This window comes from Fictibacillus sp. 23RED33, from assembly GCF_015903925.1.
Classification (GTDB): Bacteria; Bacillota; Bacilli; order Bacillales; family Fictibacillaceae; genus Fictibacillus; species Fictibacillus phosphorivorans.
This window is the reverse complement of the sequence record NZ_JACZDX010000003.1, coordinates 77,997-98,137: the sequence shown is the minus strand read 5'-3', so window position 1 is coordinate 98,137 and position 20,141 is coordinate 77,997. Positions and strand designations below refer to the sequence as shown.

The window sequence follows — 20,141 nt, the reverse complement described above, 5'->3', positions numbered from 1 at the left end:
GCCAACTTTGTAAGTATGGTATGCAAACACAAATAATTGGGTGTTTTTATTAAAATGCACTATGGTCACATGTTCTTTCTATCAGTGCCTTCATCAAATCACATATTCCTCTGATACGTTTTAGCTCCTGAAAAAAACTTTCCTTCCAAGAGTAACCTTAGAAATGGGTATTAAGTGTTTGTAATAACGAAAGTACCAATAATAAATACAATTCCATTCAATATCAAAGATAGGATTAAACCTATACCAGCAAGAAGTTTTTTCTCCCTTCTTTTAAATAGCGTGTAGCCACATAGTATTAATGATAGGGGAGAACCAATTGCTATTGTATAGATCAGAAAGCTACCTCGAGTACTATACATCACTAGAATTAATAAAAGAGTAAACACTAAAGATAAATAACTCAACCAAGAATAACGTTTATCTTCTTTACTTCGGTCTCGATACCACGCAAAAATTCCGGTTAAAAATCCACAAAGTATAAGCAGAATAAAAATAAAATCCATATAGTGCCTCCCCATTTCTAAAAATCCCTTTAACGGTCTGAATTATAACATAATATGGAAGGTTGTGATCTTCATTTCATGCTTATTCAAGGTAATTGTAAAATAATTGAAAAAGATGATATTATGATATTGAATACTTAAAAAGTGCTATGTATTTACTTTCTAGGATATTCATCGATGGGGAATGTATAGGTATTTAGGAATTCTGAAAAAGGGGATAACCACAATGACAAAGACAAAAAAGCTTATTGGAGGCATATTGTCTGCAGCTGTTGCGTTAAGTGCCTGCAGTTCTAGAGAAGATATAGCTGTTCAAGATGAATCAACTTACACTGAAGATGAAACCTACTCAACCTCTTATTCGGAAGAGCCAACCTATGATGATTCTGTTGAAGAGGAGATTGAACTAGATCATTTGCAATCTCAATTTCCAGATATGGACTTAGAAGCAATGGAGAATTATATAGAAGAAAACGGACTGGAATATCAAGAGGATGAGCTTATCATTTTCTTAGATGATGTCTATGAAAACGGAGAATCTACTCTGGAATCCAACTATTATGCTAATGAAAGCTCTTTTCCGTGGTGGATATTCTTGTTAGCGAATACGACCAAAGTGAAACCTGCAGGAAAAGTTACCTTTACGAAACCTGCTACAACTGCTCCTTCAACCGTTAAACCAGCAACAAAGCCGAGTACGAACGTGACAACATCTCCTTCATCAACCGGTTCTCAAACAGGATCTGGCTTTGGTTCGGGAAGTAAGTCATCTGGCTCTTAAATCGTCATATCCACTCTATATGCTCATACTTATACAAATCTCTCAAACCCATCACTGATGGGTTTTTTATAGTTTTATTCGTTCAGAGATTGACGACAAATTTAATAAATGATAGAATTCGATATGTAAATCGTAATGATGACGATTAAAGTGGGAGTGAGGGGGTAGCAATTAACAAGGAACAGAAGGGCGAGCATAAAGAACACCTCGTACAAGGGTGTAGTAGATTTCATGATTACTTCGTTTTTTAGTGTTCCAGATTACTTGATACATAGGTATTGCATCTTTCAATAAAATTTACCATTATTTTTTTGATTTTCAAACCGTAATGATTACGATTATAAACTAACAGGCAAGGAAGGTAAATGAATGAGAAACTATAAAAATATTTTAGTAGGTATATTATGTTTGGTTCTTGTATTCATCGCTGGTTGTTCAACCACGCAAAAAAGCACAGAGAAACAAGAAGATAAAGAAAAGAACGTTAACATGATCTTCAGCTTTAAAGCAGCAGACTTAGACCCTCACACTGGATTTATTCCGATTCGTGCTGGAATAACAGAAACTCTATTAAAACTAGATGAGAAATCAAACATTGAAGGCTGGTTAGCTGAAAAATGGGAAACATCAGATAATCAAAAGTGGGTATTTGACATCCGTGATGATGTAAAATTCCAAGATGGTAAAAAACTTGATGCTGAATCTGTGAAACAATCATTAGAGAGAAGTTTAAAAGCGAATGAATCTTTAGAAGGTTCACTCAAGATTAAATCGATGGAAGCGGATGGACAAACACTTACGATCAATACTACTGAGCCCTATCCTGCGCTTCCTTCTGAACTAGTAAATCCTTATACATCAATTGTAAATATGGAAGCAGCGAATAAGGATGGAGAAGAAGCATTTAAAAATAATCCTGTTGGTACAGGTGCTTTTAAAGTCAAAGAATTTAAAGCCAATCAATTTGTTGAAGTAGAGAAGAACGAAAATTATTGGGCAGGTGAGCCGAAACTAGATTCAGCTATGATTAAATTTAATGAAGATGCTAACGTTAGAGCACTGGCACTTCAGTCTAAAGAAGCTGATGTTGTTTACAATCTCCCTGCAGAGAGTTTAGATGCGATAAAAAAAGATAATAAACTTAATGTAAAATCTATTCCTGGACTACGTGCACATTTTGTTCTTTATAACAGTCAAAGCGAAAACGTTAAGGACTTGAAGGTAAGACAAGCGCTTGATTTGTTGCTTGACCGTGAGAGTGTGGCAAAAGACATCATGCTAGGACATGGTCTTGAGGCAAACGGTCCATTTAACAGTACATTACCGTTTGGACTAGATGAAGAAGTTTCAGAATTGAATGTGGAAAAAGCTAAAAGCCTTTTAACACAAGCAGGTTATAAAGAGAATGCAGAAGGTTTAATGGAGAAAGGCGGGAAACCGTTAACTCTTGAACTAGTTACGTATAAAGCCCGTCCAGAACTTCCTTTAATCGCGCAGCTTTTACAGTCTGACGCAAGTAAAGCAGGAATTAAAATTAACATTAAAACGGTTGAGAATGCAGATACGCATCTAGCTGAAAACAAAGACTGGGATCTAGCGACGTATAGTAACAATACTTCACCAAGAGGAGACGGCAGCTACTTCTTTAACACAGCATTCACTGAAACCGGAGCATTAAATGTTGGAAAGATTAACATTCCTGAACTCAACACGCTAATACAAGAGTTAAACCGAACAACAGATTTAGATGAACGTACAAAGCTAACTCAAGAAGCAGCAAAGGTAATCAACAAAGAAGTTGCCCACAGCTATGCAGTTTATCCAAATATCATTATTGGAATGAACAAACGCATTGTGAACTGGGAGCCTACGGCAGAGGAGTATTATATTCTAACACACAATATGGATGTGAAATAATGTGTTTACGATTATAAAGAATAGGGTTATACAGCTGATTGTTGTTTTATTCATTCTATCCCTATTTACGTTTACATTGATGAAGATGGCACCAGGAGATCCTGTTCTTACCATCCTAAATGCCGATGAAATGGTCGTAACAGAAGAAGATCAAGCTGAGCTTAGAAATAAGCTCGGCTTTGATCAGCCTCTGTATATACAATATGGCAGATGGATGCTCAACCTAATGCAGTTTGATCTAGGAAAATCATATATGACGGGAAAACCGGTTGTCGAAGAATTGTTAACGCGACTACCCATTACAGCTGAACTTACTTTTTTCGCTATGACCCTCATGCTTTGCATCACAGTTCCACTTGGCGTGTGGTCAGCGAAATATGTGAACAGATGGCCAGACCAGTTCAGTCGAATCCTAGCATTAGTTGGGGCATCTATTCCTAGTTTTTGGCTAGGCCTCATTTTAATCTATTTTTTCGCATTTAAGCTTGGTGTTCTACCTTCCTCAGGTATCGGTTCGTATCCTCAAATCATCTTACCTGCTTTCACTTTAGGTTTTACTTATGCTGTTATTAATGCCAGATTGCTACGAGCAGGTCTTCTGCAAAGTTTGTCTGAAGACTATGTTTACGCAGCAAGAGCAAGAGGTGTAAAAGAGTGGAGAATTATGTGGTTGCACGCGTTTAGAGCGGCTATCCTTCCTGTTCTCACGATATTTGGTTTGAGTTTAGGAAGCTTTTTAGGTGGAGCAGTAGTGGTTGAGATTCTTTTTTCGTGGCCAGGATTAGGTAGTCTAGCTATTGACGCCATACTTAATCGGGATTATCCGGTCATTCAAGGGTACGTCCTATTAACTGGAGTATTTGTAGTTCTCGCAAACTTAATCGTTGACCTATCTTACTATGTGATTGATCCAAGAATGAAACGAAAAGAGGAGGCATTATGATATGAATATTCAGATGCCTAGAATAAATCAAATTCCATTTTTCTTCAAGAAACAAAATTTACTGATTCAGTGTGGTATCATATTTTTTATTATCATCATTTTAATCACATTAATTGGACCATTTATCGTTCCAAATGATCCCTTCACAGCGAATATGTCTGAACGACTTTCCCCACCGAGTAGCGTTTACCCTTTAGGAACTGACCATATGGGAAGATGTATATTTTCAAGACTAATAGTCGGTGCCCAGTCAACACTTGGTATAACGGCTCTTGTTGTAGCGACTGTTGCACTAATCGGAATTCCAATCGGTCTCGTAATCGGTTATATCGGTGGTCGAATGGATACAGTGTTTATGCGTTTAGCAGATGGTATACTTGCTCTTCCAGAATTTATTTTAGCGATAGCGATCGCTGGATTCTTAGGACCAAGTTTGACGAATCTTATGATTTCGATTGTTTTTGTTAAGTGGATTGCTTATACAAGGGTCGTAAGAAGTATCGTAATCACTGAACGAAACAAAGATTATGTTCTAGCTGCAAAAGTTGGGGGAAGCTCTAGCTGGAAGATTATCCGAAGACATATGTTTCCGCAAATTGTTTCTCCTGTACTTGTCCTTGCTACCCTTGATATCGGAAAAGTAATCCTTACAATCTCTTCCTTATCTTACCTTGGATTAGGTGCACAGCCACCAGCTCCAGAATGGGGAGCGATGTTAAATGATGGAAGACCTTATTTTCAGAGTGCGCCAGAATTAATGATCTACCCAGGTTTAGCCATCTTTTTTGTAGTATTAGCATTTAACTTGATGGGTGAAGGATTGCGAGACAAATGGGATGTTAAAAGTCGATAGAGAGGAGGTTTGCAATGTTTGAGAACACACCGACAACTTCAAGTGAGAATAATCTGCTCGTTGTGGAAAACCTTTCAGTGACTGTGCGCAACAGCAGGGAAAAGTTAATCCGCAATCTAAATTTTTCTATTCCTCAAGGTGAAATATTTGGGTTAGTCGGAGAAAGCGGCAGTGGAAAAAGTTTGACGGCAACCGTGATTTTGGGAATGCTTTCTAAGTCTCTGGAAGTTACAAGCGGATCTGTTATATTTGGTCAATCAGAGATCACTTCGTTAAGTGAAAAAGAGCTAAGAAATATTCGCGGTCGTGATATTGCTTACCTCTCACAAAACTATCAAAGCTTTTTCACTCCATTCATAAAAGTTGGAAAGCAATTTATTGAGATTATAAGATGTCACACTGACATGAGTAGAAAAGAAGCAAAGAAAGTGGCTATTCATTGGCTGAACAAAGTCCACTTACCTGCAGAACGTGTATTTAACAGCTTTCCTGATGAACTTAGTGGCGGACAATTGCAGAGAGCTTCTATCGCATCAGCCATAATGTTTCAGCCGAAACTGATCATTGCAGATGAACCAACAACTGCTCTAGACGTGTTAACCGGAGAAAAAATTTTAAATCTCCTGTCTGAACTTAAAGAAGAGTTGAATTGCTCAATTCTCCTAATCTCACACGACCTAAAACATATTATTAACCGGACGCAAACAGTTGGCGTTATGTACGGTGGACAAATTATAGAAATAGGAAAAACCAGAGCTGTAGTGGCGGATCCTATCCATCCTTATACAAATCTATTACTTCAGTCGAGGCTCAGATTGAATAAGCATATTCAACATGAATTGACGACTATGCTTGGTGAACCTGGATTAATAGCTGAAGAGGGGTGTCCTTTTTCGAAAAGATGTCCGAGTGTTATGGAATCCTGCAGCAACTTAGTGCCAATGAGTAGCATTGGAACACACCATTCGGCCGCTTGCCATCTGGTGAAGGCAGAAAGGGAAGAACGATATGTTACACGTTAATTCAATCTCGAAGACGTATCACTCAAAACCAGCTTTAAGTGATATTTCACTTACCGTTCAACCTGGTGAAAGTATAGGAATCATTGGAGAGAGCGGTAGCGGTAAAAGTACTCTTGGTAAGATCATTTTAGGGCTAGAGAAACCGGATCAAGGCGATGTCCATTTTAGAGGGAGTAACCTGCACACGCTAAAAGGACAAGCTATAAAAGCACTCAGGCGTCACCTTCAAATCGTGTTTCAAGATCCTGCCGGGTCATTAAACCCTAAACTTCCTGTGTGGAAGTCTGTGGTTGAACCGTTAGAAAATTATCCAGACGTTATCCCTTCATTTTTAAAAGAAGTAAGACATGATCGTAAGAAGATGGCCGAAGTCTTGTTTCAAAAAGTGGGCCTGTCACCTGAACTTCTAAAGAGATATCCACACCAACTAAGTGGTGGACAAAAACAAAGGATAGCCGTAGCGAGGGGAATTAGCTTAGAACCAGATCTGCTGGTGTGCGATGAACCTACTTCAAGTCTGGATGTTTCTGTACAAGCACAAGTCCTCAATCTGTTAAAGAAGTTACAGCGAGACTTGAACCTCTCTTTTCTATTCATCTCGCATGATATCGCTGCTGTCCAATTCATGTGCGAACGAATCGTGGTATTAAAGGATGGTATCTTAGTTGATGCATTTTTAACGAGAGAACTTTTTTCCACAGCTCGTCACCCTTATACAAAAATGCTAGTAGAGATGAGTATGGAACAAGACCAGTAATGGAAGAGAACCAACACTTGTTTAAACAAAGTGCTGGTTTTATGTATTTTAGGAGGATGAACTTTATTGAATCATTCGAAATACTTAGGATTGGCACTACCGCTGATTCTTACAACCATCACGACTCCTCTCCTTGGTGCAGTTGATACGGCTGTTGTTGGACAGCTGGATGATTCCTCTTACATAGCTGGAGTGGCAGTCGGCACGATTATCTTTAATACGATGTATTGGCTGTTTGGATTTTTGAGAGTGAGTACATCTGGATTTGCTGCACAAGCACATGGAACAAACAATGAGGAAGATATTTTACGTTCACTCAGTAGACCTTTGCTCCTGGCACTCAGCATAAGCGCAATTTTAGTAGCACTCCAATATCCGATAAAAGAACAGTTTCTACCGCTGTTGACATCTGATCCAGTCGTTCAGTCTCTAGCAATAGATTACTTTGCGATTCGTATATGGGGTGTACCATTCGGACTTCTCAATTATGTAATCATAGGATGGATGATGGGACTGGCAATGATTAAGAAAACCTTGTTCCTTCAAATGTACATGAACGTAACGAACATTGTACTTGATATTCTATTTGTTAAAGTCTTCTCATGGGGCGTGGCAGGGGTTGCAGCTGCTACATTGATTTCGGAGGTCTCTACTTTCGTAATCGGTCTAGTCATTGTTTGGAAAGCGATTCCCGCTAAGCAACGTAAAAAGATTCTCCAAATAAAATCAATCGATCTATCTTCTTATAAAAAAATGATGAGGATGAACAGAGATCTATTCATTCGAACATTATGCTTATTAATTGTGTTTAATGTTTTTACGGCAAAGGGAGGCACGTTCGGTACAGAGATCCTTGCGGCAAACGCAATATTGATACAGATTCATTACATCATGGCATATATGTATGATGGATTCGCCAATGCTTCAAGTATATTAACAGGAAGAGCAATAGGTTCTAACGATAAGGCACTCTATCAATCAACGATTAAACTTAGTTTTCAATGGGCAGTTATCTCATCACTCATCATTTCAAGTGTATATTACTTATTCAATGATCAGATACACCAAATGTTCACCTCGATACCTGAAGTACTTCATGAAGTAGGTACGTACGAAGCTTGGATCGTATGTTTTCCGCTCGTCTCAAGCTTTGGAGTTGTACTTCATGGAATTTTTGTAGGAGCAACAGAAGCCTCTTCATTACGTAATACTATGATTCTAGCATTACTCGTTTTCTTAATTTCTCTTTTCTTAGCAGCACGTTTAGATAATCATGGATTATGGTTAGCTTTTATTCTTTTCAGTTCCGCTCGATCGTTGTTCTTAATTTTACATGTGCCTAAATTGTCACGAACACTAGGATTTCATGCAGTTCGTTATGAGGGAGAGAGTAAAGAATTTTAACAAACTAAAGGACAATTAAACAAAACACGGGGTACTAATAAAATGCCCTGTTTTTTTGGGGTAACACCCTTGTAATACGATGTACATCGTATTACAATATAATTAGAAAATATTGGAGGTTGAACATGGATAAAGAACTATTGAAGGGGAGCATAGAAATCTTGCTTCTTTCACTATTAGTTGATCGAGATAGTTATGGCTACGAAATGACAAGGAATTTACGAATATTAAGTAACGAAGAATTCTCCATGAACGAGGGAACCCTTTATCCTGCTTTAAAAAGGTTAGAGAAAAAAGAGTGTGTGACTTCTTATTGGAAACACGGACCTGATGGTAATCGGCGTAAATATTATTCTTTAACATCAACTGGACGAAAAATCCTAACGGAAAAGCGAAAAGATTGGAAACAAATTAATGAGCTTATGGATAAAACGTTGGAGGGCTTGTTATGAAGAATTTAGATCAATATATCGATGTAATCGTAGAAGGTCTACCGTTAGAAGAGAAAGAGGACATTCGAGAAGAGATGATACAGCACCTAAATGATCACATGAATGAGTTGATGATAAAGGGATACTCTGAGCAAGAATCGTTACAGATTGCAATAAAGGCATTCGGAAACGAGAAAAAAATGAATTGGGAAATGAAAAAAGCAGTATATCCCTTTTATAAGATTTCACGTTTTCTCTGGAACACCGTATTCGTTACCCTCGTTTTTTGTGTGCTTTCTTATATGATCATGGAGCATTACAATCCAGGAGCCGATAACATAGCACCTTTATCCAGTGTTTTAGGGGGTTTCTTCATTATTTTCTTCGTAGCAGGGATGGCTGAACTAATTTATGAAGCCATACAATTAAGTTCAGTGAAGATGAAATATATAATGAATCCATGGGTATTCTTTTTTACTCCCTCAATTTTTATCGGTGGGATCATGTTTTTAGCTTACTTTCAGAACCCAGAACAATATCAGAATGGAATATGGGTTGATCTGTTGGTTGTTCCAATTGGTGCCTTTTGCTATGTGATAGCTAGACAAATTTTCAATCAACTCTTTAAACGATCAATCTAAACGGCAGTCTAGGAGAAGGAGTAGGCGTATTATGAGACGATACTTAAATGTGATAGCAGGAATCTTTTTTATTGTTTTATTAACTGCTTGTATTGGAGAAGACTATGATGCCGGACCACCAGAGATAAGACTTAGCGTTAACGAAGACGTATATGCTTTAAAGAAAGCTAATGTTAATTGGAAGACAGAAGACAAGGAGTTTAAGAATAAAGTAGAGAACCCTTTAATGCTAGCTAGTGAACAAAAAGAAATCAAGGTTTCGCCTAACCAATCAGCTGAATTAATCTTACTAGAAAACAAAGAAGATGGCGGAGAATACACGAATGAGACGATCGAAGTATCATTATGGCAAGGTGATAAGAAAATAGAGTTAACGTCCTTAACTCCAAACGATTATTCATTTTCCTTTACGAATGATCCTGGTCATTATGTATTAGTTGTTGAATTCAGTACAAAAAATGGGAGTTCAGAGTATGTGGGGAATATCGTACTGAAGTAGCTTCTAAAAGAAAAGGGCAACCACCAAGTTGCCCTTTTTTTTATTAATGACAATCCCAGTTGAATAGAACGCGAGAAAAGTCCTTATTTCTTAAATCTTCTTTCGTAATAAAAAAGTTGCCTACACCTGCATCTCCCCACATGATGTCATTCTCACCTTCGTCATCTGTATCAATCTGAAGCAACGTAATGCGGTAATCATCAAATTGCGTTCCATAATCACGTGGATCTGTTTGTGAAAAGTACGCGTATCCGCCTATTTTGTGTCCCATGTTCTCAACGTGTTCACAGAAAAGGTCATAAAGTGTTTCTTCTCCCCACATATTTTCTCCACCAGTAGCCTGGTTCATATCAATAGATTCATAACTTTCTTCAAATTGAAAATCACTGACACCTAGTCCTTCTTTTGACAAAGAAAAAGATAAACGGTATTCCCCATTAAAAGGAAGGTGCTCCTCTATCGAATTTTCCGAAGTGAAAGAGTCTATTGCGTGAGTCTGTTCAATATTCTCATGATAGATTACGCGGAAGTTACTTTGATTAGTCGGGTTATCAAAATCCATACCCATCACATCATCATTTTTAGAAAGATAGAATTGCAAAATCCCAGTCGTTGGGAAGTGTTCGAGGTGAGGGATTTCCTCAAAATTAAGTTGGCAGAGAAGAGCCATTGGTAAACCAGAAGAATCAAAAGGGTATGAAACTCCTGCAGGCAAGTAAGGAGATCCTCCGATTTTGCTGTCTTTTAAAGAGGTGGACTGACGTGTAGCTTGTATTGAAACAAAAGGAACAACCGTTTTCTCGATGTCGCTCCTATAAGGTTCTAATGCTTTTGGAAGTGATAAAGTCATAGTGTGTAATATTCTCCTTTTCTTTTAAGTGTAAGTTTCCAGTAATCGTATTACAATAAAAATATATGGTCATATATAGTCATTTAAGTAAGTCGAAATGAAGCATAAATATATATTAGAGGTGTGAAGATGGGGAGAGTCCAAAAATATTTATTTTATTTTGTACCGATTTATTTAACATTAATTGCTTTCGACTTTTACAGATATAAAGAACTGCAATTATTAGAAAATCTCATTATACCCTTGCTTTATGTAATCGTTGTCTTCATTTTAGATTGGTCAAAACCAAAGAATCATGAAAACAAAAGCTAAATAACTTAGGGAGATTTTTGCAGGTAATGGTGTTACTTTCTTGAATGAATAGGGTAAGTTGTAGTGAAATGGAGGGATTCGTATGACAGAGAAGCATTCTGTAATGGCTGAAGCTCAACCTTTTTATTTTGAAGGCAACAAGGTGGGAATATTGATTTCTCATGGTTTTACTGGTTCTACGCAAAGTATGCGTCCTTTGGGAGAGGCATACGCAAAGGCAGGATATACCGTATGTGGTCCGAGGCTGAAGGGGCATGGTACCCATTATGAGGATATGGAAAAGACTACATATCATGATTGGATTGCTTCCATTGAAGAAGGTTACCAATGGTTGAAAGAACGTTGTGACACCATTTTTGTAACGGGTCTCTCTATGGGAGGAACACTTACGTTATATGTTGCAGAAACATATCCTGATATTAAAGCAATCATTCCAATCAATGCAGCGATCGACATCCAAGACATGGAAAACATGCAACATTCCAACCATCGATTTCTAGACGCCATCGGTTCAGACTTGAAGAATCCGGATGTGAAAGAACTTGCCTATGAAAAAACTCCAGTTCAATCTCTAAAAGAAATTGTATTGTTAATGAAAAAAGTTAAAGAAAATCTTCATACTGTCACATGTCCCGCACTCATTTTTGTATCAACAGAAGATCATGTTGTACCACCCAATAACTCTCAAACCATCTATGATTCCATTTCATCTCGAAACAAACAGATTATTTATTTAAAGAACAGTTACCATGTTGCTACACTCGACAATGACCAACAGCTAATTATTGATGAAACACTGCAGTTCATAGACAAAATATGTAAAAAAGTTAATGCGTAAGTCAATCAAAAAAACAAACCCGAACCGCCAGCAACAATTCGGGTTTTCTTTGTGTTTATAACCGAGATTCTTTATTCATATAATGGATTGCAGAATGAGATGGAGAGAAAAGAACGGTGTAGGTGCCTTTGAGCTCTTTCTGTATTTTTGATGAAAGGAATTGACCCATTTGATTATGCTCTTTTTCGAGCTCTAGACCATTTTCACGTAATTTATCGTTATCCCAATCGATCCATTCTCCGTATTGAATAGCCCAATCTCGCAACTTCTCTTTTAGTTCTAAAGAAATAGGTAGTTCATCAAGTTCTAAGTTACAGCCGCACCGATTACACCAAACAGGATCAGTATCAACATCAGCTTCTAATTTTAATTCATAAATATTCATATTTTCGCAACAACATTCCATATGCAACACTCCGTCTAACGTCTTTTGATAATGTTTCCTAATTTATAATAATCTCTAAATATTATAAAGGAAAGACACGGAGTAACGAGAATGGATCGTATAGACTTAAATGAAAACAGTTAGTCAAATAGGTAGGAGAGTGAAACGTATGGTTCATGTAAAACATCTTTTAGCCGATCAACTGTTAGCCAATGCCAACGACGCTAGCTGGTATCTGCCATTTAATGAATCAGTAGAAAACCTTTCGGAAAGTGATGCTTTTTGGAAACCGAACAAAGACTGTCATAGTATCGCGCAAATTGTTCAGCATCTCCTTTATTGGAATAAGACGTGGCAAACCCGTTACGATGAGTCTCATGTTCAAGCAGTGCCTTCTATTGGAGATAACGACAAAAGTTTTGTGATTTCAGAACATGAAAGTTTCTCTCATTTAAAAGAAGAACTGCTGGATGTTCTTTTGAGATGGCAAGGTCTTTTGTCAGAAGAGAAAGTAGAGCGGGAAGTAAATGGTTTTCCTGTCCCTGCAAAATGGTGGGAACTCATCGGGAATGCAGCTACACACAATGCGTACCACATCGGACAGATTATCATGATTCGAAAGCTGCAGAAAAGTTGGAAAGTGGACACGGTAGAAGCAAAATAATAAAAGAAATATGGCTGCATCTCAACCATAAGAATGGGGATGCAGTTTTTTTATGCCTTAAACTTAAGAATTCTTAAGGATTATTCCTCTTAATTCTTTAGGTTTGAATTATAGAATGGCTATACATTCAAACAATCGGAGTGAATAATTGTGAAATTTTTGTCCTTTTTAGCACAGTATATAAGTAATCCCCGATCAGTAGGAGCCATTCTTCCAAGTTCAAGTTATCTAGCTGATAAGATGGTAAAGAGTATCAATTTTGAGCAAGCAAGATACATTTTAGAATACGGACCGGGTACGGGTGTTTTTACCGACAAGCTGCTACAAAATCGTAAGCCTAATACGATTATCATCTTATTTGAAAGCAATGAGGAATTCTACAAAATACTTGTACAGAAATACAAAGAGGTGGATAATCTCTACATATACAATGGGTCAGCTGAAAAGGTTGATTGGTACCTTGAAAAATGCGGTATTCCATTTGTAGATTACGTCATATCAGGACTTCCCTTTGCGAGCTTACCAAAGACCGTTTCAAATCGTATCCTGTTTAAAACTTCAAAAGTGTTAAGAAAGAATGGAAAGTTTGTTACGTTTCAATATTCAAACGTAATGAAAGCATATATTGAACAGTTCTTTTCAAAAGTGGATGTAAGTATTGAGATACGAAATGTCCCACCTGCTATGGTATTATGTTGTTCATTAGAAGAAGAAAAGATGGAGGGGACTTATGCAATCTAGAGTCTTAATCGTTGATGATGATAGTGATATTCGGAATTTGATTTCCGTTTATTTAGAAAATGAAGGAATGTATACAGTACAGTCGGAAAATGCAATAGATGCGTTAGAACAATTGGAGAAAAAGGATTTTGATCTTATCATATTAGATATTATGATGCCTGAGATGGATGGGATCCAAGCGTGTATAAGAATAAGGCAAGAGAGAAATTTGCCGATTATTATGCTCTCTGCTAAGTCCGAAGATATGGACAAGATTCAAGGACTAGCAGCTGGTGCTGATGATTACTTATCCAAACCGTTTAATCCTTTAGAATTAATGGCACGTGTTAAATCCCAGCTCAGAAGATATCGAAAATACAACCAAGATACTGATCCAAGTAGGGAATTCATTGAGATTGGAGATCTTAAGATCAATACAGAAACCCGTCAAGTATGGGTGAGAGGGAATGATGTCAGACTCACACCGAAAGAGTTCTCTATTCTAGAGCTACTTGCCCGTAATAAAGGTATCGTTATGAGTATTGAGAAGATATATGAAGCGGTATGGCAAGAAGATTTCTATAAGTCAGACAGTACTGTCATGGTTCATATAACAAAGATAAGAGAAAAAATTGAAGAAGATCCGAAGAGACCCATCTATATCAAAACGGTTTGGGGAGTCGGCTATAAAATATGAGTATAAAGCGGATTAAAATATCGTTACTTGTAAAACTCCTGGTAGCAGTTGCTGTTAGCTTTATTGTGTCAACTGTGGTTATGATTATCATCTCTCAAATTATTTTGCATCTCTATAATCTTCAATATCTTACTATTGAAGATATTGGTGCAACTACCTATAATTTTATCGTTTTTCTGATTTTTACTTTTGTTATTTTTTCTTTTATTGTTACCTTCTTAGCATTGATACGAAACAAAATCATTTATATAAAGCGTATTACAGAAAGTATTAATGAAATCGCCAACGGAAAATTGGGAATGACGATTGAATTGCAGGGAAACGATGAATTAAGCAAGCTTGCCGAAGATGTTAATAGTATGTCTAAGGAATTATCAAGTAAGTTTGAATATGAAAGACAACTTGAAATAGCGAAAAATGAATTGATTACAAATATATCCCATGATTTGCGCTCCCCTTTAACATCCATCATTGGGTATCTAGACTTGCTGAGAAAGGGGCATTATTCGAGCCAAGATCAACTAAAAGAATATCATGATACGACTTACTCAAAATCAAAGCGGCTTGAAGCTCTAATCAATGAGCTTTTTGAATATACTCGTTTAACAAGTCCAGATGTGAAATTAGACATGAATGATGTAGAAATGACGGGTTTATTAGAACAATTGATCGGGGAATACGTTCCTATCTTTGAAAAGGAAGACCTAACTGTTATAAAGGATATACCAAAAGAAGAAGTTCTAACTTCTATGGATATTGAAAAAATGGTCCGTGTTTATGACAATCTTTTTATGAATGCCATAAAGTACAGCGCGAAACCTTCTGTTGTTAAAGCTACTTTAGACATACAATCCAATCATGCTGAATTTAGGCTGTCCAATCAAACAGAAAGACCAGAAGTACGAGATATTAATCAATTATTTGAGCGTTTTTTAGTAGGAGACAAAGCCCGAAGCGAGCATGAAGGAACGGGACTTGGACTTGCTATTTCAAAAAGGATTGTAGAACTACATGGAGGTCATATACAAGCGGAGTATATGCATGGCTGGCTCACGATTATTATCAAACTTCCAATTTGATCAAAGCTTATGAAGCATGCTTCATAAGCTTTTTTAGTTGGAAAAAGTTAAGAATCGTTAAGAATTTTCCTAAGCTTTTCTTAAGATTTGTTTTACATAATAAATGTAACAGTAAGAAAAGAGGTTGGATGTTAAATGAATTTAAAAACACAACGGGGTACGTTATCATATAAAATCGTCAATCCGTATAGGTATAGCTTTATCATGCATTTAGGAATACTGTTCGTTTCCATATACCTTCTTTCTCAATCACTAGCTACAGTTGAACCATCATTTAAGACAATTTTTCTAATCATTGGGTGTAGTGTTATCTTCCTGTTAATAGCATCTTATAGTTTGAAGTGGGACACATTTTTCGAAAAAATGAAGACGGTCTCGATTGTGTATAGCTTATTAATGGCAGCCATTTTTCTCACATATGGTTTGAGTCGCATGATTGTTACTCTTGATAACAAAGGGTTAGAGACGATCCTAAACGAGAACCTGGAACTTGCCAAACTTATCTATTTTTCTGTGTGTTATGCTCAACCCATTATGTTGCCCGTTCCAGAAATCGTAACTGTCGTAGCGGGAAGTGCTGCTCTAGGCCCGTTCACCGCTTTTATCTTAGGATTCATGGGCGCTGTGTTAGGGATTCTTACGATGTTTTATTTATCTCGAACTTTTGGAATGAAAATGGTACAACGTTTAGTAAATGAAAAACAATTAGATCAATATCATCGTTTTGTTAAGAAGAATGAAATGTGGATCATCGTTTTGTTGTTCATCGTTCCTGTGTTGCCAGATGAAATTATTTGTGTCGGTGCTGGAGTGAGCGGTGTTAAAACAAGACGCTTTATAATGATTGCTGTATTAGCAAAGCTAGTTACTACATTCTCGTTGGCTTATTCTTTACGAGTGACGGATCTATTTTAACTTATGTGGTTATTGCCCGCTCCGATGAAAGCGAGCTGGATCAATTAAAGTAATAAAGCTCGCATAGACCGAGCTTTATTACTATTCGTATCAAACTAGATTTAATCTATCAGACATACATCCAAAGGAAGAATATCTCCTTTAATTCCATAATGGTTAATCCGTAAATATTCTCCCCATACACGCTTTCTTCCATTTCTGTTTCCATCCAATTGTTTCTGTTCACTTCGGTTCCTTTGTAAACAGTATTGAATGTAAAAGGAATGTACTCAATTTGATTTGGTAAATGCTTTTTTAAGGTCCTTATTTGTCTGCCAGTAGCATGACTTTTACAAACCACCATTAACGATTGAATCTTCGTAAAGTCAAAAACTTCTAGAGCGCATTTAACATTTTCAAGAGAGTTAGTAGATTTTTCTTCACTAAAAATAATGTGTGAAGGTATTCCTGCACGTATTAAAAAAGAGACAATAACTTGTGCCTCAGAGACTTCACGATCTGTATTGCCTTCCCAATGGGGATGGGGAATACCTGTTAAACTTCTTCCGCCAGTAACAATAATTGTTTCTATGTAGTTACGATGATAAGCTTCAATAGCTTTTTCCCAATGCCCACTATGAGTGCCACTAAATACAAAAAGAGCATCACATTTTTGAGGTCTTACCTCTTTTTCAAAAGTAATAGCAGTCAATAACTCAACGTCAATTTCCCTTAAATCTGGAATAACGGGTTCTTTAGGAATAATAGGATTCATACTTGAACTCCTTTAATTAGATTATAATTCTATATTTAACAATATATTACATATAAGGGTTTTTGCAAGTATTAATTCTTGTTTGTGCGTGTTTTTGCTACTTTATGACCGAATGAGTTTAGTACTGAAATATTAAATGTTGAAGGTCAAATAGAGTGGAGAATAAAGGGCTATAAAAAGAGCTTTAAAATCATAAAGGGCCGATTCAATAAAATGAATCGACCTTTTTGTATACGTTTATAGAGAGTGAATCTTAAGTTTTAGGAAAAGTAAATCCTTCTCCAAATACATCTCTTACATCATGGACTACAACAAATGCTTTTTCGTCAACACGTTGGATCATCTTCTTTAACAGAAATAGCTCTTGTTTATTGATCACGACGTACAAAATATCTTTAGCTTCGTTCGAGTAATGGCCTCTTGCATTAATAATGGTAACGCCACGATCCATCTCATCGCTTACTTTCTTAGCAATCTCATCTGTGTTTTCAGAAATGATCGTGACAGCTTTTCTTGTATCAAAACCATCAATTAAGTAATCCAAAATCTTTGTACTAATATAAATGGATATTCCCGTGTACATCGTATTTTCAATCCCGATGACAAATGCAGAACCGATAACGACAAGAATATCAAAAACAAACATAGTCGTACTAACACCCCAGCCGAAATGCTGGTTCAGCATTCGCGCAATGATGGTCGAGCCACCTGTTGTTCCGCCTGAACGCAACACGAGCCCCAACCCGATTCCGATGAATACACCTGCAAAAACAGTGCCAAGCATAATGTCAACAGGGTTACCCATACCTTCTGTTAAATGAATAAATAGAGAGGTAAAGAAGATAGCAACCATCGTATACCATGTCACTCGTTTATTTAAGACTTTATAACCAATGGCTAAAAGGAAACCGTTCATAATAAAGTTTGTAAGACCTGGTGACCAGCCTAATACATAATACAGAGTCATCGAAATACCGGTAACGCCGCCCTCACCTAATTCGTTTGGGATGGCGAACCAATTTACCCCTAGTGCAAAGAACAGGGATCCAATAATAATTAAAGTAATTTCTTTTCCTGTGTGGTTCATATTATCACTCCGTTCAACCTGAATACCTAGGATAATATATCATAATGAATTACTTCGAACAAGATTGTTCTACAATTTTGTTCAATTAATTATTTTCTGTGTTAGAATAAGGTAAAAGAACGGTTAGGCAGGTAATTTTAAAATGCGTAAAGAAACAGTAGAACAAAGAGTTTATCACTTAATAAAGAACGCAATCTTGAATAGACAAATTGCACCAGGTAACCAGTTATTTGAAAGTGCTATTGCTGAAAAGGTCAATGCGAGCAGGACGCCAATTCGAAGTGCGATCATGAAGCTTAAATCAGAAGGATTAGTGAATGTTATTCCAAACAAAGGTGCATTCATCGTTCAACCAACGATCGAGGAAATGATTCAAGCGTTTGAGATGAGAAAAACGCTTGAGGAGATGTCGATTCAGAAAGGGTTTTCCAATCTTAACTTGGATGACGTTAAACAACTTAAACAACTTCTTATTGAGATGAAGTCCGCTTTTATAGAACGAAAGATCGTACCGTATCAAGAGAAAAACAATGCTTTTCATCTTGTATTAGCCACAGCGAGTGGAAACAGGTATTTAATTGAATTTATGAACAAAATTTTGAGTCAGATCACCATTTATATGGTGCTTTATGATGTCTTTAATGAAGATTCTAACAATGAAGAACTAGACATCCTTGAACACGAGCGAATGATCCAATACATTGAAAAGGGAGAAGAGGAAAACTTACGAGCTTTACTTCTGCAGCATCTTGATAACAGTTTAACTAAGCTTCAGCAGGATAAATTAAATTATCAGTCTCTTACAACCTTGTTTTAAATAGGGAGCACACCTTGGCTTTGAATGACTTGATCAAAGACAAAAGGAGTTTTAGTATGGATCAAACAGAAATACAGGGAAGGATTATTATCCTAAATGGTACGCCTCGATCAGGGAAATCGAGCATTGCCTCAGTGATTCAAAATGAATTTGAAGGTGTATGGATGAATATTGGAGTGGACCGTATCATGGATATGACACCTGAGAAATTTCAGCCAAGCATAGGTTTAAGACCAGGTGGGGAAAGGCCCGATTTGGAGCCAATCATACAGAGAATGTATCTTGCTATGTACAAATCAATTGTAGCTTTCAGTCGTGAGGGCATGAATGTCATAGTGGATGTTGGTCATCATGATGGTTATTCTGTAGAGCGTAATATTCTTCAGCAAGCTGCACAGATTCTTAACGGGACACCAGCATGGTTGATTGGTGTGCGCTGTCCAATTGAAACTGTGATGAAACGACGGATAGAAACCTGGAAAAAAGGCTATACACCGGAAGGAAATATACCAAAACCAATAGAACTCTGGCAGAAACTTGTTCATATTCCTGGTATTTATGATTTAGAGGTGGATACTTCCTTATATACTCCAGAAGAATGTGCAGCAAAAGTTCATCAAAGGGTTTATGAAGGTTCTCCTCCTATAGCTCTTCAAAAAATACGGAGTGATAATTAAGAACAATTACCTAACAAGCCATTTTTAGTAAAAGTTATTGAAATTCATCATACGAATACATAGAAAAGACTGATCAAAGGGATGTTTTGTAACCTTATGTTTCAGTCTTTTTTGGTTTTCCTATTCTGTTTATTTAACTTAAAGATTTATCCGATACGGGAGATGAAAGTCTGATTAACGTAGAAGGTTGTCCAAATGACATGGATTCATCTATGAAACTTTCCAATGATTGTACGGAATGGGTAACGATTTTAATCAGATAGTTATACTGTCCAGCTAGGCGGTGACATTCGATCACATCACGGTGATCTTTACAGAAATCAACAAACTGCTTGCATTTCGTATTGTCGTATAAGATAAAAGCCATGATCGGTTTATTCATTTTTTCAGGATTAATAATTGCCTTATAACCCTCAATAATCTGCTTATCCTCCAGCTTCTTAACTCGTTCATGAACGGCAGGGTTTGAAAGACCAACTTTCTTACCTAATGCCGTAATCGATACTCGAGCATCTTGCTGCAAATGTAAAAGGATCTCTTTATCAATTTCGTCCATATCTTTCTCCTCGACTTTAAAAATTTAGGAGCATTT

At 36.9% G+C, this 20,141-nt stretch carries 24 protein-coding genes; 18 read left to right on the top strand and 6 right to left on the bottom strand.

Features of this window, described 5'->3' with window-relative positions; translation table 11 throughout:
* Positions 1-170 precede the first annotated feature (170 nt).
* Entirely contained in the window at positions 171-506 is a 336-nt protein-coding gene (locus tag IHV09_RS12265) for a hypothetical protein (protein WP_197191573.1), read from the bottom strand.
* A 226-nt stretch (positions 507-732) separates the two neighbouring features.
* On the opposite strand from IHV09_RS12265, the gene IHV09_RS12260 reads away from it, so the two are divergent.
* The 10 genes from IHV09_RS12260 to IHV09_RS12215 all read left to right on the top strand — a co-directional run bounded on the left by IHV09_RS12260 (position 733) and on the right by IHV09_RS12215 (position 9,754).
* Complete coding sequence (locus IHV09_RS12260) at positions 733-1,287, top strand: hypothetical protein (RefSeq protein WP_197264631.1); 555 nt, start codon at positions 733-735, stop codon at positions 1,285-1,287.
* A gap of 369 nt (positions 1,288-1,656) precedes the next feature.
* A complete protein-coding gene (nikA, locus tag IHV09_RS12255; RefSeq protein ID WP_197264630.1) occupies positions 1,657-3,204 on the top strand; it encodes a nickel ABC transporter substrate-binding protein in 1,548 nt (515 codons plus the stop codon).
* Position 3,205: 1 nt separating this feature from the next.
* Positions 3,206-4,147 (top strand): nickel ABC transporter permease, encoded by a 942-nt coding sequence (nikB, locus tag IHV09_RS12250; RefSeq protein ID WP_370568968.1) that lies wholly within the window; start codon positions 3,206-3,208, stop codon positions 4,145-4,147.
* A 1-nt stretch (position 4,148) separates the two neighbouring features.
* Positions 4,149-5,000, top strand: coding sequence for a nickel transporter permease (nikC, locus tag IHV09_RS12245; RefSeq protein WP_197264629.1), 852 nt, complete (start codon positions 4,149-4,151; stop codon positions 4,998-5,000).
* 14 nt (positions 5,001-5,014) lie between these two features.
* Positions 5,015-6,022, top strand: coding sequence for an ABC transporter ATP-binding protein (locus IHV09_RS12240; RefSeq protein ID WP_197264628.1), 1,008 nt, complete (start codon positions 5,015-5,017; stop codon positions 6,020-6,022).
* A complete protein-coding gene (locus IHV09_RS12235; RefSeq protein ID WP_197264627.1) occupies positions 6,009-6,779 on the top strand; it encodes an ABC transporter ATP-binding protein in 771 nt (256 codons plus the stop codon). Before IHV09_RS12240 ends, IHV09_RS12235 begins: the two co-directional genes overlap by 14 nt.
* A gap of 66 nt (positions 6,780-6,845) precedes the next feature.
* Entirely contained in the window at positions 6,846-8,183 is a 1,338-nt protein-coding gene (locus tag IHV09_RS12230; RefSeq protein ID WP_197264626.1) for an MATE family efflux transporter, read from the top strand.
* A 125-nt stretch (positions 8,184-8,308) separates the two neighbouring features.
* On the top strand, positions 8,309-8,635 hold the full coding sequence (locus IHV09_RS12225) for a PadR family transcriptional regulator (RefSeq protein ID WP_197191580.1): 327 nt from the start codon (positions 8,309-8,311) through the stop codon (positions 8,633-8,635).
* Positions 8,632-9,255, top strand: a complete 624-nt coding sequence (locus IHV09_RS12220) for a permease prefix domain 1-containing protein (RefSeq protein ID WP_197130484.1) — start codon at positions 8,632-8,634, stop codon at positions 9,253-9,255. The genes IHV09_RS12225 and IHV09_RS12220 overlap by 4 nt, the downstream gene beginning before the upstream one ends.
* 31 nt (positions 9,256-9,286) lie before the next feature.
* On the top strand, positions 9,287-9,754 hold the full coding sequence (locus IHV09_RS12215; RefSeq protein ID WP_197264625.1) for a hypothetical protein: 468 nt from the start codon (positions 9,287-9,289) through the stop codon (positions 9,752-9,754).
* 43 nt (positions 9,755-9,797) lie between these two features.
* On the opposite strand, the gene IHV09_RS12210 is transcribed toward IHV09_RS12215, so the two are convergent.
* A complete protein-coding gene (locus IHV09_RS12210) occupies positions 9,798-10,604 on the bottom strand; it encodes a YwqG family protein (protein ID WP_197264624.1) in 807 nt (268 codons plus the stop codon).
* 394 nt (positions 10,605-10,998) lie between these two features.
* On the opposite strand from IHV09_RS12210, the gene IHV09_RS12205 reads away from it, so the two are divergent.
* On the top strand, positions 10,999-11,754 hold the full coding sequence (locus tag IHV09_RS12205; protein ID WP_197264623.1) for an alpha/beta hydrolase: 756 nt from the start codon (positions 10,999-11,001) through the stop codon (positions 11,752-11,754).
* 55 nt (positions 11,755-11,809) lie between these two features.
* Here IHV09_RS12205 and IHV09_RS12200 read toward each other — a convergent pair whose 3' ends face one another.
* Positions 11,810-12,160, bottom strand: a complete 351-nt coding sequence (locus IHV09_RS12200; RefSeq protein ID WP_197264622.1) for a hypothetical protein — start codon at positions 12,158-12,160, stop codon at positions 11,810-11,812.
* A gap of 148 nt (positions 12,161-12,308) precedes the next feature.
* Between IHV09_RS12200 and IHV09_RS12195 the strand changes: the two genes are divergently transcribed.
* The 5 genes from IHV09_RS12195 to IHV09_RS12175 all read left to right on the top strand — a co-directional run bounded on the left by IHV09_RS12195 (position 12,309) and on the right by IHV09_RS12175 (position 16,214).
* Entirely contained in the window at positions 12,309-12,803 is a 495-nt protein-coding gene (locus IHV09_RS12195) for a DinB family protein (protein ID WP_197191585.1), read from the top strand.
* A 150-nt stretch (positions 12,804-12,953) separates the two neighbouring features.
* Positions 12,954-13,544, top strand: a complete 591-nt coding sequence (locus tag IHV09_RS12190; protein ID WP_197191586.1) for a class I SAM-dependent methyltransferase — start codon at positions 12,954-12,956, stop codon at positions 13,542-13,544.
* Entirely contained in the window at positions 13,534-14,220 is a 687-nt protein-coding gene (locus IHV09_RS12185; RefSeq protein ID WP_197264621.1) for a response regulator transcription factor, read from the top strand. Before IHV09_RS12190 ends, IHV09_RS12185 begins: the two co-directional genes overlap by 11 nt.
* A 2-nt stretch (positions 14,221-14,222) precedes the next feature.
* Entirely contained in the window at positions 14,223-15,299 is a 1,077-nt protein-coding gene (locus IHV09_RS12180; RefSeq protein WP_370568980.1) for a sensor histidine kinase, read from the top strand.
* A 135-nt stretch (positions 15,300-15,434) separates the two neighbouring features.
* A complete protein-coding gene (locus IHV09_RS12175; RefSeq protein ID WP_197191589.1) occupies positions 15,435-16,214 on the top strand; it encodes a TVP38/TMEM64 family protein in 780 nt (259 codons plus the stop codon).
* Between the two features lie 109 nt (positions 16,215-16,323).
* Here IHV09_RS12175 and IHV09_RS12170 read toward each other — a convergent pair whose 3' ends face one another.
* Together IHV09_RS12170 and IHV09_RS12165 are read right to left on the bottom strand one after the other, a co-directional pair.
* Positions 16,324-16,968 carry a YdcF family protein gene (locus IHV09_RS12170; RefSeq protein WP_231618291.1) on the bottom strand — a complete coding sequence of 215 codons (645 nt, stop codon included), beginning with the start codon at positions 16,966-16,968 and terminating at the stop codon, positions 16,324-16,326.
* Between the two features lie 253 nt (positions 16,969-17,221).
* Positions 17,222-18,055, bottom strand: coding sequence for a YitT family protein (locus IHV09_RS12165; RefSeq protein ID WP_197191591.1), 834 nt, complete (start codon positions 18,053-18,055; stop codon positions 17,222-17,224).
* A 142-nt stretch (positions 18,056-18,197) separates the two neighbouring features.
* Here IHV09_RS12165 and IHV09_RS12160 point away from each other — a divergent pair, with 142 nt between their 5' ends.
* Positions 18,198-18,872, top strand: coding sequence for a GntR family transcriptional regulator (locus IHV09_RS12160; RefSeq protein WP_197264619.1), 675 nt, complete (start codon positions 18,198-18,200; stop codon positions 18,870-18,872).
* A gap of 56 nt (positions 18,873-18,928) precedes the next feature.
* The gene (locus tag IHV09_RS12155) at positions 18,929-19,549 is read left to right on the top strand and encodes a chloramphenicol phosphotransferase CPT family protein (protein WP_197264618.1); all 621 of its coding nucleotides are present in this window, start codon (positions 18,929-18,931) and stop codon (positions 19,547-19,549) included.
* A 133-nt stretch (positions 19,550-19,682) separates the two neighbouring features.
* Here IHV09_RS12155 and IHV09_RS12150 read toward each other — a convergent pair whose 3' ends face one another.
* Positions 19,683-20,105, bottom strand: coding sequence for an Lrp/AsnC family transcriptional regulator (locus tag IHV09_RS12150; RefSeq protein WP_197191594.1), 423 nt, complete (start codon positions 20,103-20,105; stop codon positions 19,683-19,685).
* Positions 20,106-20,141: the final 36 nt, after the last annotated feature.